The organism is Chryseobacterium vaccae, assembly GCF_009602705.1.
In the GTDB taxonomy this organism is placed as follows: Bacteria; Bacteroidota; Bacteroidia; order Flavobacteriales; family Weeksellaceae; genus Chryseobacterium; species Chryseobacterium vaccae.
In genome coordinates this window covers 4,021,654-4,036,283 of the sequence record NZ_VSWH01000001.1, presented here as the reverse complement: position 1 = coordinate 4,036,283, position 14,630 = coordinate 4,021,654, and the positions used below count along the sequence as shown (strand labels likewise).

Annotated in this window: 14 protein-coding genes; 1 reads left to right on the top strand and 13 read right to left on the bottom strand. The window is 37.6% G+C overall.

Annotated elements, in window-relative coordinates; genetic code table 11:
• Positions 1–72: 72 nt before the first annotated feature.
• Together FW768_RS18385 and FW768_RS18380 are read right to left on the bottom strand one after the other, a co-directional pair.
• A complete protein-coding gene (locus FW768_RS18385) occupies positions 73–2,757 on the bottom strand; it encodes a DEAD/DEAH box helicase family protein (protein ID WP_153397888.1) in 2,685 nt (894 codons plus the stop codon).
• 39 nt (positions 2,758–2,796) lie between these two features.
• Positions 2,797–3,483: an SMUG2 DNA glycosylase family protein gene (locus tag FW768_RS18380; RefSeq protein ID WP_153397886.1), complete on the bottom strand. Its 687-nt coding sequence runs from the start codon at positions 3,481–3,483 to the stop codon at positions 2,797–2,799.
• Positions 3,484–3,706: 223 nt separating this feature from the next.
• On the opposite strand from FW768_RS18380, the gene FW768_RS18375 reads away from it, so the two are divergent.
• Positions 3,707–4,414, top strand: a complete 708-nt coding sequence (locus tag FW768_RS18375) for a CPBP family intramembrane glutamic endopeptidase (protein ID WP_153397884.1) — start codon at positions 3,707–3,709, stop codon at positions 4,412–4,414.
• A 379-nt stretch (positions 4,415–4,793) separates the two neighbouring features.
• On the opposite strand, the gene paaZ is transcribed toward FW768_RS18375, so the two are convergent.
• The 11 genes from paaZ to FW768_RS18320 all read right to left on the bottom strand — a co-directional run bounded on the left by paaZ (position 4,794) and on the right by FW768_RS18320 (position 14,558).
• Positions 4,794–7,289: a phenylacetic acid degradation bifunctional protein PaaZ gene (gene paaZ / locus FW768_RS18370; RefSeq protein WP_153397883.1), complete on the bottom strand. Its 2,496-nt coding sequence runs from the start codon at positions 7,287–7,289 to the stop codon at positions 4,794–4,796.
• A gap of 8 nt (positions 7,290–7,297) precedes the next feature.
• Complete coding sequence (locus tag FW768_RS18365) at positions 7,298–7,546, bottom strand: hypothetical protein (RefSeq protein ID WP_153397881.1); 249 nt, start codon at positions 7,544–7,546, stop codon at positions 7,298–7,300.
• Positions 7,547–7,572: 26 nt separating this feature from the next.
• Positions 7,573–8,259, bottom strand: a complete 687-nt coding sequence (locus FW768_RS18360) for a DUF6624 domain-containing protein (protein WP_153397879.1) — start codon at positions 8,257–8,259, stop codon at positions 7,573–7,575.
• 11 nt (positions 8,260–8,270) lie between these two features.
• Entirely contained in the window at positions 8,271–9,098 is an 828-nt protein-coding gene (locus FW768_RS18355) for an alpha/beta hydrolase (RefSeq protein ID WP_153397877.1), read from the bottom strand.
• 81 nt (positions 9,099–9,179) lie between these two features.
• Positions 9,180–9,773 carry an acyltransferase gene (locus FW768_RS18350; RefSeq protein ID WP_153397875.1) on the bottom strand — a complete coding sequence of 198 codons (594 nt, stop codon included), beginning with the start codon at positions 9,771–9,773 and terminating at the stop codon, positions 9,180–9,182.
• Between the two features lie 165 nt (positions 9,774–9,938).
• Positions 9,939–11,144, bottom strand: a complete 1,206-nt coding sequence (pcaF, locus tag FW768_RS18345) for a 3-oxoadipyl-CoA thiolase (protein ID WP_153397873.1) — start codon at positions 11,142–11,144, stop codon at positions 9,939–9,941.
• 77 nt (positions 11,145–11,221) lie between these two features.
• A complete protein-coding gene (locus FW768_RS18340) occupies positions 11,222–11,635 on the bottom strand; it encodes a PaaI family thioesterase (protein ID WP_153399973.1) in 414 nt (137 codons plus the stop codon).
• A gap of 5 nt (positions 11,636–11,640) precedes the next feature.
• Positions 11,641–11,952 (bottom strand): hypothetical protein, encoded by a 312-nt coding sequence (locus tag FW768_RS18335; RefSeq protein WP_153397871.1) that lies wholly within the window; start codon positions 11,950–11,952, stop codon positions 11,641–11,643.
• Positions 11,953–11,976: 24 nt separating this feature from the next.
• Entirely contained in the window at positions 11,977–12,207 is a 231-nt protein-coding gene (locus FW768_RS18330) for a hypothetical protein (protein ID WP_231128726.1), read from the bottom strand.
• 21 nt (positions 12,208–12,228) lie between these two features.
• A complete protein-coding gene (locus FW768_RS18325; protein ID WP_231128724.1) occupies positions 12,229–13,359 on the bottom strand; it encodes a 3-hydroxyacyl-CoA dehydrogenase NAD-binding domain-containing protein in 1,131 nt (376 codons plus the stop codon).
• Between the two features lie 398 nt (positions 13,360–13,757).
• Positions 13,758–14,558 (bottom strand): enoyl-CoA hydratase-related protein, encoded by an 801-nt coding sequence (locus tag FW768_RS18320; RefSeq protein WP_153397868.1) that lies wholly within the window; start codon positions 14,556–14,558, stop codon positions 13,758–13,760.
• Positions 14,559–14,630: the final 72 nt, after the last annotated feature.

Here is a 14,630-nt window from a genome sequence, read left to right as displayed (position 1 = left end):
AAGTCTTTGTGCGATAAAGATTCTAATGCATAAATGATCAAATCCCCTGAAATGTTCGGGGGATTTTTTAGTTTATCGGGTCCATTTATGAAGATGCTCTATTCTTGCATCTGTTTTCAGGAGAGCCTGAAATCTTAACTTTAACAGAATCCGGCGGCCTTCAATAGTTCTGGTAAAAAGCACTTCTGATTTTTCAATTTTCTCACTCCATGTTTTGGCAAAGAAATCAGCACTTTTCTTATTTTTGGCGAAAGCCTCAGGGATGGGATAATACATTTCTTTTTTTGTAAAGAAAAATATGGTCTTTTGCTTCAGCAGATATCTTGGGTTATCCACTTTTGAAATTACTTCCTGAAGCACCTGGATGAATTGTGATTTTTCATAATAACTGCCACCTTCCAGATAACAGAATACATCTTTATCTTTATTGCCGGAACTTACTACTTTCATCTTTTCAGGATCTGTAGTAATAATTCTTTCATGTACCAGACATTCCAAAACTGTTTCTCCGATAAGGCCAATCTGTCTGCCTACATTTTTATATTTTTGATACTGCCGTAAAGCACGGTAAAATTTCCTGCCATATCGTATTATTCCTCCAACTCCTAATATAAAAGTAATCAGTAACAAACCTTTCCTGGAATCTATTGAATCTGCATTTTCAAGAATTCCCATCAGAAGATCTTTTCCAAAAAGCAAAACAGATGAAATAAGAACCCCTGAAAGATCACCTATCATGGTTTTAACATAGTTCATTTTCATGTCGTGCATTTCCGTCATATCCGTTGACGGAACTTTGATTTCTTCAATGAGAACATTTCCTTTTTCTAAAGCTTCTTTCCAACGTGACGACTGCCCTTTTCTGTTTCCGGCCCTCGAAAATATTTCTTTATTAACTGCTGAAATGTTTTCCGGCTTTTCGATAATTCCCAGGTGAAGTCTTTCAAAATTATTTTCAATGGTAGCTTCTTCTTTATTGGAAATTCCTACAAAGGTTTTGAATCTTTTTTTCACAATATTCAGGTCCTGCCCACCATCTTCGCTTTGTGGATCAAAACATATAAGATGCCATATATTTCCACTTTTACAAGGGTTATCTTTATCAACTCTTATTACCCGACCTCTCATCTGATTGGAAAGGACAAAAGAACTTACAAAGCTTGCAAGAATTAAAGTATTCATTTTAGGGGCATCCCAGCCCTCTCCCAACAGAGATTTGGTTCCGATAAGAATCTGTATTCCACCTGACTGAAAAATTTCGGTTACAATGTGTACAATATCATGTTTGATCTGTTCGCTAAGGCTGATCTGAACATATCCAGAGTCATACGTAAGCTGTGAAAACGAAATTCCGGATATTCCTTTTTTAAAGCAAAGAGCATTTAACTGATCTTTTACTGAAGCCGGAATGATGACCAGACTGCCCGTAAGAATTCCTATTTTTTTATTCTGAGCATTTTCTCTTCTCAGTTTTTCAAAAATGGGCACTGCTCCTATTTTGTCCAGCGTGAGATTGTTTTGCTGTCCGCTGCTCAGATACTCTTTTTTTATAAAATCGGTAAGGATAACCATTCTCAGGTCTTCTTTCAGAATTGAGAATTCAAAATCCGCTATATCTTTAATACCTTGAAGTTTTCCGATACTGGAATTCAGGATCTGACCTAAATGTTTGTTATTAAAAAAACTTATGGTCTTTTTCTCAAAAAACCCTTGCCGTTTAAGCCTGTTTCCGAGTGCTGTACGATGCTCTTCTTCTTTTTTAAAATGAATCTCATCTACAATCAGGTAAAAATCAAGCAGTTCTTCTAGCCAGAAAAAGTCAAATTCCGGGATATATTTCTGATGATCTCCTATAACCTCAAAATGAATTTCAGGGATTTCTTTCTGTCTGAAATGCATATATACAAGCCCCGAAGTATAAGATGATACATTTTCATAGATCCAGTCCAAATGTTCTAATGGATTTAAATAAACAGGATGCTGTTCCAAAGCATTCAAAAGAATATCATCAGTACTGATCTCATTAAGAAAAGCGGCGGCCTGGGCATGATAATATTCTATTTTCTGTTGTTCTTCATAAGACGGCAATGTAAAATAGACCAGATCCTGATGTGGGCAAAGGTCTCCTTCTATCATCAGTTCAGGAACAGAGATTTCTGCATCAATGGGACCATTCAGTTGGATATATTTCTGCCATTCGGAACCTGAGACATCAAAAGGAGGTGTTGCGGTAAGGGAAACTATGGTAGGCTCAATCTTAGATTTTAGCTCCATTAAACTTCGCCACCATGCACTTTTCAGATGGTGAGCTTCGTCAAAAATAAAGGTTTCCACATTCTGTTTTTTCAGTTTTCTGATGATATCAGCTAATGAAACCCTTGACGATTTTTTATTGGTATCTTCTTCTTCATCCACATAACCCGATGCGGCATGAATTCCCTGATATGTAGTTACAGTAATAAGCCCCGGGTTTTTAATATCTCCTGATATCCAGTCCGGAACAACTTCTGTATCCAGGAAAAGTTCACAGAATCTTTGTATCCATTGATTTTTTACAGCTAAAGTAGGGGCAACAATAAGGGAGGGTTTATTAAGTCTCAGCATGACCTCCAGTCCCAGAACGGTTTTTCCTGATCCGGGCGGCGCAGTTACATGAAGGTGCCCGTTTTGAAGATATTCTTCCATATTATCCAGAAAATTCTTCTGGTAGGCACGCCAACTGTATTTAAATTTTGCTTCTGCAGGAAAAATGGTCATAGGTTATTAGGTTTAGCTAAGAATCGTAAAGCTGACATTTTACTTTTTCAATGCCAGAACATACTTGTCAATATACAATTGTTTTTCTTTGGATTTATATTGCTGAATATAGCGGGGATGCTCCAAAACGGTCATTTTCCCGAACAGCTTAGTTTCTTTGTTTAATTTTGAAATGAAATCGGCATTCTTTTTTCCAAGGATGAAGACTTCTGAGGTATCCAATCCGAGACTGATATGTTTTTTTAATGAATCAATCATAAAATCTTTTACCGCCTCAACCAGACTTTTATCATCATAATAATTGGCGTTCAGCCAGCCGTTTTTCGTTTTTCTGACAATAGCCAGCGGAAATGGTGAATTGATATAAATATCTCTGTAAAACTCTGCCGGACCACCATAATCAGCTATCATATCGTACATGAAAACAGAGGAAACTTCATGGGTATGCGCCGCCTTCATGGATATACCGCAGACAGATTCAAGTCGTTTGGTGTCAGTAAACGGGACTCCAGTAACGCCTGCTCCATGACGGCTAGGATTGATTCCGATCATCAATTTTCTTTGTGCTGAATCGTTATAATATTTGTGATAAAATTCTTTCATCACAATCATCGTTTCCGGATTATCCAGATACGGATTTAACACCTGAAAACCTTCAGGAAGTTCACCTGTAAAATTTAGATTTTCATTAAACTCAATAACCTTATCTGCAAAAGTTTCATTCATAAAATCTTATTCGTGCCATTGTTCCCTACAGCTATCGCTCATTATTTTGTCCTGCTTGGATTTGAATTCTAAAAATACAATTTATTTGACGAATACCAATTCTTGCTGAATTTTTAACCTGTTACTAAAGCATATAATTTCATAAAAAAGGCCTTTAAGTTCTATTTTTTCTTAATTTCGTTTTTATAAAACTGTAATACTTTGATATTTAAACAAATAACCTATGATTGGAATCATTACTGAATTAATTATTTCCTGGCTCTTACTTTGGTTTATTGTGAAAAAAAATCTCAGTATTTTGGGATTTAAACCCTCCAGAAAAAGGCTCATCCAGCTATTTTCCGGAATATTACTTGCAGCAGTCTGCTGTATTTTTTATCACGTAACCTCCAAAATTTCAGCAAATAATAACTGGGAGCTGAATAAACAGATTTCATTTCGGACCCTTTTACCGGGAGTATGGTGGGTTTTAAAGTCGGTATTGTTTGAAGAACTTATTTTCAGGGGTGCTTTACTGTATATTGCCATAGATAAATTAGGAATAAAGAAGGCTTGTTTATTGTCTGCAGCCTGCTTTGGAATCTATCACTGGTTTTCATACAATGCTTTCGGCAGTCCTTTCCAGATGGCTATTATTTTTGTAATGACCGCTGTTTTCGGATATATGCTTGCTTATGCTTTTGCCATAACAAAGTCTCTTTATCTACCCTTTGGGCTTCATCTTGGATGGAACCTTTTCAATATTATTGTGTTTTCCAATGGCCCGTTGGGAAATCAGATTCTGTTAAAAGCGAATGAAAATAAACCTGAGGGGATTTTATCTTTGGTTATTTTTCTGTTCCAGATTTTTGGTCTTCCTCTTTTGGCTTTCTGGTATCTGAGATATTTAAAATCAAAAGATGAAATGGAGCATAAAAAGCAAGAAGAATAAACTTAAATATTTTACATTTTTTAAACGCAAAGTTCAATGTACAGGCAATGTTGATTTTAGGATGCAAAGAGCAGAATCAACTCCGTTGATTCGATGAAGCGGACGTATAATTAGCAACGAAGTGGCATAAATTTGTGGTTTAAAGAAATATAAAAATCTGCTGAACCTGCCAGATCAGCGGGCAAAATAAAATACACCTGTAAAATTTCCTTCAACGCATAAAATACGCAAAGGGATGCATAAAACATTATGTATACTTTCGTTTGCAAGGGCATTTCATTCAGCAAGTTTAATCTATTAAAACCCTCTGCTAAGTACCAAAGCAAAACAGCAGCCCGCTAGAAACGAACTGCTGTTTTTATTAGATATTCTGTTGGAATTAAATTAATCCAAACTGTTCAAAATGATGGGTAAAATGTTTTTTGTGCATTAGTTCCCACATTTCTTTGTTCAATTTTCCGAAGACAAAATTCATATGCTCTGCCTGAGGATTTTCTCTGTAATAGATGGCATATTTCTTCATGGTTTCAATGAAAGATTCTTTTGCTTTCTCCAGGTTCTTATAAACCGGTTCCGGAAGGCTGCCATCCTGCGGAAGGAAAGGAGCGGTAAAATCTTTCGGCATTTTTCTATGGGTGTATAGTGAATCCTGCCATTTTTCAAGATGTTCTTCCGGAGTGAAACATTTTTCAGCTTCCGGTTCTCCCAAACTTACCAACACTCCCTGTTCAAGGTGTTCAATCATCTGCTGTGGAGACATTTTACCCCATTGTGCCGGAGTATTTTCTGTTAATCCGTTCAGAATTTTCTGAATATTTTTCACATTCAGATCGATAAAAGGAGACTGTTTTGCGACCAGTGTCAGAATGGTTGCTACGCAAACGATCTCGTCTCTCTGGTTAACTACCTCAACCAGCCATTTAACAACTCCTGAAGGAATATTTCTTCCTTTTACGCCCCTGTTGATCTTCTCTTTTGCTGTAAGGTATACTGTGATGGTATCTCCTGCATATACGGGTTTGAAGAAACTACAGTCTTCCAGGCCGTAATTGGCGATAACCGGACCTTTTTTCCCGGAAACAAACAATCCTGCTGCTGCAGAAAGGATAAAGTATCCATGAGCAACGGTTTTATCGAAAATTGTCCCTGATAAGCTTGTTGCATCTGTATGAGCGTAGAAGTGATCCCAGGAAACATTGGAGAAGTTTACGATATCTGCATCGGTAACAGTTCTTCCTGCTGTTTCTAAAGAATCTCCTACTTCAACTTCTTCAAAGTATTTCTGGAACGGATGCTTATCTGAGAATTTTTTCTCGGCACCCTGCTGATAGATCTTGGTAATGGCTTTCAATACATCCGGTGATCCCTGAATTGCTGTTTTCTGTAAGAAGAAATGGAGACCGTTCAGTCCACCCATTTCCTCGCCTCCTCCTGCTCTGCCAGGACCTCCATGCATTAATGTAGGAAGTGGAGAACCATGACCTGTACTTTCTTTAGCACTGTCTCTGTTCAATACAAAAATTCTTCCGTGTTGGGAAGCCATTTTCCATGACGTTTCTGCGATGAAGTTTTCATCGTGGGATATAATAGATCCTACTAAGCTTCCTTTTCCTCTTTTTGCCAGCGCAGCTGCTTCTTCTGCATCTTTGTAAGGCATCAGTGTAGAAACCGGTCCGAAGGCTTCTACATCATGAGAGATATTCTTTTCAAACGGTTTATCATTCAGGAATAATTTCGGGCTCATGAACGCTCCTTTTTCATAATCAGCATCTACCAGCTCATGTTTCCCGTCGTATACCAATTCGGTTTCTGCTTTCAGTAGATTAACTTTTCTCAATACCTCATCATACTGCTGTTTTCCTACTAATGAACCCATTCTGGTTTCTCTGCTCAGCGGGCTTCCGATTTTAGTCTGGTCTAAAGCCTTAGATAAAGCATTCTGAACGTCTCCGATCAAATGTTCTGGAACAATAATTCTTCTGATTGCCGTACATTTTTGCCCGGCCTTTGTGGTCATTTCATTTCGTACTTCCTTAATGAAAAGATCGAATTCAGGAGTTCCCGGTTTTGCATCCAATCCAAGGATGGAGCAGTTCAGAGAGTCTGCTTCCATATTAAAACGTACAGCATTTCCGGCAACTGATGGTAAGGATTTTAATTTTCTACCTGTAGAGGCTGAACCTGTAAACAAAACGGAATCTCCGTCCTGAACATAATCAAGAATATTTCCAGGTTCTCCGCATACCAATTGGATTGCTCCTTCAGGAAGAATTCCGCTTTCAATCATATCCTGGAATACCGCATTGGTAAGGTATGAACCAAATGGTGAAGGTTTAACGATAGAAGGAACCCCCGCCAATAATGAAGTAGACAGTTTTTCCAGCATTCCCCAAACCGGAAAGTTATAAGCATTAATCTGTATGGATACTCCTTCACTTGGTGTTAAAATATGGGTTCCAAGGAAAGTTCCGTTGGCAGAAATTTTCTGAGTATCACCATCTACCCAAAACGGAGTATTAGGAAGCATTCTCTTCGCTAGTCCTGAATAGGTGAAGAAAGTTCCGAAACCTCCTTCGATATCTACCCATGAATCTACATGAGTAGCTCCTGTCTTGTAAGATAAGTCATAATATTTTTTCTTTCTTTCCAACAGATAAAGGGCTACTTTTTTCAGCATTTCCCCTCTGTCATAGAAAGTCATTGAAGAAAGATTTTTGTACCCTACTGTTCTACCATAATCAAGAGCCTGTTCAAAATTAAGCCCTTCCGTATCTGAGACAGCAACCTGCTCACCGGTAACAGCATTGTATAAAGGGACTCCGTTTCCGGTACCTTCTATCCATTCTCCGTAGATATAGTTTTTCAGTTTTTCCATATTAATTTTTACTTATTATATTTTCTGTTTTTATTTTTAATCAAATTCCTGATGAGCAGATAAGGAACAAAAAGGATCAGCGAGAAATCCAGAATCAGAACGGCATCTATCAACAGGGTATAGAAAAAACTTTTCTGTTCCAGCTTTTTTATGACCCTCTCTGAATCTATATGTTCCAACGCATCTGAAATGCCAATTGATTCTTTGATCAGATAAAACCCCAAAAAATTGACTGCAATCACTGCAATCAATATCAAGACCCAATATTTTCTCAGGAAATTTCTCATTTTGCTTTCATGAGCTCCAGAGCTTCTTTCAATGTATATTTTTTATATTCTGCTCCTGTAAGGTCTTTTGCATATTCTTCTACTGTTCCTCCAATTCCTGCTTCCTGTCTGAGTTTATTAACATTTTCAGGATCTTTTATGGGCCAGATCAGCCACACTAACTGCTGTTTTCCATCTTTTGTCACGGTATAGGAACGGGCCTGTGTTCCGTAGATCTGTTCTTTATTTTCCTGCATTAGCTTCCGATCCAGCATCATGGCATACAGTCTGAACGGCAGTTCTTTTTCTTCAGCTGCTTTTTTGATCATCGGAAAATACTTTTCGATCTCTGGCGAGTGTTGTATCACATACCATACGGCTTTGTTCTCAGGCTCTCCCACCAAAGATTTTCCCGGATAACCATATTTTTTGATAATTTTTTCTACTTTGATAAGATTCTCACGATCCTGAGCATCCGCCCGTTTAGGCAGTTCTGCCCCCATATCTGCCTGAGTGAGATTTTTCTCCGTCATAATTTCTTTTCGCCTCTCAGGTGTAATTGGAGACATCAGCTCACGGTAGATCTGGTCATCTTTATAGATTTGTGCCAGCTCTTTTTTAAGTTCTGTATTAACAGGTTTTACTTCGGTCTTCTGACCGCTCATTACTATTGAAAAGAAAACTGCAACGAATAGGTATCTCATGGTTAAGTCTATTATTTAGGCTCTTTATACGGGAACATTTTTACTAATCCTTCGTACAGACTTCTGTGTAAAATCGTAGCGTGGTTATCTGTTTCCATTAATTGGTATTCAACAGTCCAGTTTTTCTTTCCTGTTTTTTTCAGGACATCATACAGCGATCCTGCATCTTTTACCATTACAGGATGTTCATCTTTTCCTACGGAAACATACACAAATTTCTTTTTATCTCCTGATTTTGAAAACATTTGAGGAGCCTGCTTCAGAAGGCTCTGGTCATCCCACCATAAACTCGGACTGATGATAAAATAATTATCAAACATTTCCGGTTTCTTTACAAGAATCTCAGTTGCCAGAAGTCCTCCTAATGATTGTCCAAACAGATATTTGTCTGTTGTTTTATATTGACTTTCGATGTAAGGTTTCAGTTCTTTTTCCAGAAAACTGATGAATTTATCTGAATGTCCTGTTGTAGGATAGTCTTTCTGCAGATCTTTTAAATCTGTATGAAAAGTAAAGTCCCTTTTTCTGTCAATATTTGCAATCCCAACAACAATGGTTTCAGGCATCGCATACATCAGGTTGAAAAACTGAACCAATCCTGAAACATGGATAAAATCTTCATTCATTGATCCGTCCAAAAGATAGACCACCGGATATGATTTTGTTTTATCAAAATTCTGTGGAAGATAGATGTTTAAAATTCTGTCTTCGTTTAAGACTTTAGATTTTAATGTTCTTACTTCTCCTATTGTAAGCGGTTTTACTGTTGCAGTTTGCCCCAACATCATAAAATTCACAGCCCAAAGAATACTGCAAAAAATAAAAGCTTTTTTTATCATATATAAAATTTATAAATCTGATGCTTAATTTAAAACCTAACAGGCTTTGGAAACCTGTTAGATTTAAGTTTGTATATATCTTTATTTCACATCATCCCAAATGCTGTAATCAACAATTTTTGTAGGGATCTGCTGCACATATTCTGTAAACGGTTCACATGGAAGAATAGCTTCTTTGCCTTCTCTTGCCAATTCCTGATATAGTTTTGTTCCTTCTGTTTTCCAGCGGATCATTTCATCAGAAACATCACGAATGATCTTTGCCGGGCTTCCTACGATGAGTTTTCTCGGTTCACATTTAAAATTAGCAGGAACAAAAGCCAGAGCTCCAATGATACATTCGTCTCCGATAACTGCTTTATCCATTACTACAGAATTCATTCCCACCAGACAGTTTTTTCCGATATGTCCAGAATGAATAATGGCTCCGTGGCCGATATGGGCAGATTCTTCAAGAATAGTTTCGATATTCGGGAAAACATGAAGGGTACAGTTTTCCTGAACATTGGCACCGTCTTTAATGATAATTTTCCCCCAGTCGCCGCGGATCACTGCATTCGGTCCGATATAGACCTCTTCACCAATCTCTACGTTTCCGATAATTACGGCCTGCGGATGAATGTAGGCTGAAGGTTTTATAACGGGGCGTATTCCATGGTATGAGTAGATGTTCATATTTCTTTAATTTGAAGATTTGAAAATGAGATAATTTGAAAATGAATAGTACGCTGTTTATTTCCTAACGTTTTCATTGTTTAGAAACTATATAGAAGGTTACATTCCAGAAGAAATTTCCGGTAGCGCATTTTAAATTCTCAGATTATTTCATTTTCAAATAAGTTATACTTTTTCAATCACCATTGCATACCCCTGTCCAACACCGATACAAAGGGTACACAATGCATATTTTTTATCCTGTTTCTGAAGTTCTATAGCAGCCGAACCAACAATTCTTGCTCCTGAAACTCCAAGAGGGTGACCAATGGCGATCGCTCCTCCGTTTGGATTTATTCTTGGATCATTATCCTGTAAACCTAAGCTTCTTGTTACGGCTAGTGCCTGTGCTGCAAATGCTTCGTTCAGCTCAATGATGTCCATATCTTCTAAAGACAGGTTAAGTCTTTTCAACAGTTTCTGTGTAGCTTCTACAGGTCCGATCCCCATGATTCTCGGTTCTACCCCTGCTACAGATGATCCAAGAATTTTAGCTTTTGGTTTCAGTCCGTATTTTTCCACAGCTTCTTCGCTCGCCAGAATAAGAGCTGCTGCTCCGTCATTCATTCCTGAAGCATTTCCTGCGGTTACGGTTCCTTCTTTTCTGAATGCAGGACGAAGTTTGGCAAGTCCTTCCATGGATGATGAAGGTTTGATGAATTCGTCTTTTTCAAAAACTACAGGATCTCCTTTTCTCTGTGGAATTTCCACTTTTACAATTTCTTCGGCCAGTCTTCCGCTTTCCTGAGCTCTTGATGCTTTCTGCTGAGACCAAAGGGCAAACTGATCCTGGTCCTCTCTGCTGATCTGGTGAATATCTGCAAGATTTTCTGCGGTTTCTCCCATTCCGTCAACTCCATACATTTCCTTCATTTTCGGGTTGATAAAACGCCATCCGAACGTAGTATCAAACATCTGGCTGTCTCTTCCGAAAGCGGCACTTGGTTTTGACATCACATACGGCGAACGGGTCATATGTTCTACTCCGCCTGCAATATAAATTTCTCCTTCTCCGGCTGCAATAGAACGGAAAGCATTGGCAACGGCCGACATTCCTGAAGCACAAAGCCTGTTGACCGTTTCACCTCCTATCTTATATGGAAGACCTGCCAGTAAAAGTCCCATTCTTGCCACATTTCTGTTATCTTCTCCTGCCTGGTTGGCACATCCGAAAATAACATCCTCAATTTCATCAACAGGAACTTCCGGATTTCTGGCTACGATTTCTTTAAGCACAATGGCTGCCAGATCATCGGCTCTTACTTCTGATAATCCTCCCTGTAGTTTTGAAACAGGAGTTCTGACATAGTCTATAATGTATACGTTATTCATTTCTTATTAGATTTTAGATGATAGATTTCAGATAGCAGACATTTTCAAAATCTAATATCTGATGTCTTTTATCTTATTTATAGCTCTGTTATTTTTTTTCCTATTTTATATACCGTTCCTACGAATTTTGCAATCAGATCATTATTTTGATTGGTGATCTTAATATCGTAAACAGCTGTTTTCCGGGTATTATTCACCAGAATGCTTTCTGCCCTGAAAGTATCCCCTTCTTTTCCTGCTTTGGTAAAATTGATGATACAGTTCAGTGCTACCGCAGCATCTCCGGTGTTGTTGGAGGAAAATGCCAGAGCGGAGTCCGCAAAAGCAAATGTTACTCCTCCGTGCACTGTTTTCAGCCCGTTAATCATTTCTTTTTTGATGGGCATTTCTATTAAACAGTAATTTTCTTTTACCTCAATCATTCTGATATTCATCCATTGGGAAAAATAATCCTGATTAAGCATATAATCTGCAACCTGTCTTGGATTCATTTCTGTCATACGTTCGTTATTTCTTCATATAATTCATCAGATAATCTATCATAAACACTCATGGTTTTGCCAAGAATGATCTGTTCGTAGGTAAGGTTTTCTGAGTCGGAAGGAACTTCAGGCGGATAAGGTGCATTCAAATCAATACCTTCTTCATTTGCCAGTCTTTTAATCAACATTTTGTATTTCTCATTAAACTTCCCCAACAGCTCAAGCCTTTCCTGAACATCTTCAATGGAGGACGCTTCTCTGATTAAATATTCTTTCTCAATTAAAAGTCTTACTTCAAGTTCTGCCCTGAATTCATCTATATTCATGAAAATATTTTATCTATTTTCCTTTTATTTCCTTAACCATTTTTTATCCGGAGCTATCAAATATTGTTTACCATCTTTGTCAAATCCCCAAACATCTGATATTTCTCTTAATTGAAACAAATCATAATCTTTTTTATGAATTTTGATTTTATTCAATCTTCTTAATTTTCGGTTAGCTTTTCTTTTATTCTCTTTTTCTGTCACAGCAGTAGTAATTCCCGTTATGGATGTTTTCCTTCTTGACCTACTCATCATAAAATAAACTAGCTAACAGATTTATAATTTTCTTAGCAAAGGGCTTTGTCTATACCTTTCTTCCTGGTATTCCCCGTAAAGATTCTGCAGGGTTTCTGAAATTTTTGCATATCCGATCTCTTTTCCCCAGTCTAATAATCCTTTTGGATAGTTGACTCCTTTCTGCATAGCCAACTCAATGTCCTCATCATTGGCAATACCTAATCTTTTGGCTTCAACGGCCTCATTGATCAGCATTGAGATAATTCTTAAAAAGATCTGCTGGTATAATGCGTCATCTTTTGAAGCTGCAGGTTTTTCTGCACCTTCACTGTAGTCATAGAAGCCTTTTCCGGTTTTTCTGCCGTGAAGTTTGGCTTCAGACATTCTCTGTTGAAGCAAAGATGGCTTATACTTCGGATCATAGAAATAATCTTTGTAAACGGTAGTGGTTACCGCAAAGTTGACATCAACTCCGATAAGGTCCATCAGTTCAAAAGGTCCCATTTTGAAGTTCCCGAGGGTTTTCATGGCTTCGTCTACCTGTTCAGGAGAGGCTATATTTTCTTCAACAATTCTTAATGCTTCGCCATAATATGGACGGGCAATTCTGTTAACGATGAAACCAGGAATATCTTTAGCAATAACTGGTATTTTCCCCCAGTCTTTCATAAGGGTATACATTTTTTCCGCTAAAGTTTTTTCTGTTACTAAAGATGGGATAATTTCCACTAAAGGCATTAGAGGTGCCGGGTTGAAAAAGTGGATACCAATGAAACGTTCCGGTTTCTTAAGTTCTGCACCCAGAGAGGTAATAGAAATGGAAGAGGTGTTGGAACTGATCACACAGCTGTCAGAAACATAGGTTTCAAGCTCTGTGAATACTTTGGTTTTAATTTCTTTGTTTTCGATGATGGCTTCAATGACAAGATCTGAATCTTTTAAATCCTGAAGAGCTTCACCTTTAACGATATTGGTTCTGATTTCTGCGGCTTTTTCCTGAGAGATTTTACCTTTTTCAGACAGTTTCTGAAGGGTCTTTTCCAGGCCGGTAAGCGCTTTATCAATCTGCGGTGTATTCGCATCGAATAAAACAACTTTGCATCCCGCTGTTGCAGCTACCTGGGCAATTCCTACCCCCATAGTTCCTGCACCGATAATTCCGATATTCATATTTTTAATTTGAAAATTTGAAAATGAGCTCATTTGAAAATTATTTAAATTTTGAAGTAGAAACAATTTTAGAGAGAATTAATATAATCTCTTTTAAATCTTTAAATAATTTCTCGTCCGGAGAACTCAAAAACGGTGATTGCAAACATAATAAAAACCAATATTCTGTTATGAATAAAATCAGTCTTACTTTTAGCATTTTGAGCTTCTCTTACATTAGCCCCAATAGATGTTCCCGATTTAAAAAATTTGATTCGCGATCGAAAATCTGCTTACCTTATAGAGTTCTTCTGAAAATTCAATAATATCCAATGTAAATTCGAAAGTTTTATTAACAATTATATTTTCCCTATCGTTTCTCATTTTAAAATTTTCAAATGAGCTCATTTTCAAATTGATTATTTTCCTTTATAATTAGGTTTTCTTTTCTGTAAAAAGGCATTTACTCCTTCTATGAAGTCTTCTGTTTCTGCAGCTTCCTGCTGAAGATCTCCTTCTAATTCAAGCTGCTCTTTCAGGGTATTGTTGTAAGAGTTTGCAAACGCTTTTTTCGTCAATTTGATCGCTGCAGTTGGCATATTGGCCATTTTTTCAAGGATCTCCATTGATTTAGGAGCAAATTCTTCTTCTCTGAACACTTCTGCCACAAGACCATGCATTTTAGATTCTTCTGCTGATAGTTTTTTACCTGTAAAGGCCAGATAATTGGCTAATTGCCTACCTAAAAGTTTCGGTAAGAAATAGGTTCCTCCTGTATCAGGAATTAATCCGATATTAGAGAATGCCTGTGAGAAATACGCTTTGTTGTTAGCCAGTACAAAATCACAGATCAGTGCCAGCATGGCTCCTGCTCCTACTGCAGGACCGTTTACCAAAGCGATAACCGGTTTTTTACAACGGGTAACTTCCAGCACCAAAGGGTTATAATAATCTACCACAATTTTTCTGATAATATCATTATCGCGATGCTCGTTCCCCTGTACAAAAGCATCATCCAGGTTCTGTCCCGAGCAGAAAGCTCTTCCTCTTCCTGAAATGGCAACACATCTTACTGTTTCATCTTCGCTGCATTCTTTAATAAAATCTTTCAGATCTGATAAAGACGGCTTTGTAAGAGCATTCATGGTTTCCGGCTGGTTGAGATAAGCAATTTTCAGTTTCCCGTCAAAATGCATTTCAATATCAAGTTGTGTATACATAGTTTTTAATTTTATTATTTAACAATGCACTAATTTAACAATATAAATCAATGTAACGGCCTGCCATACTAT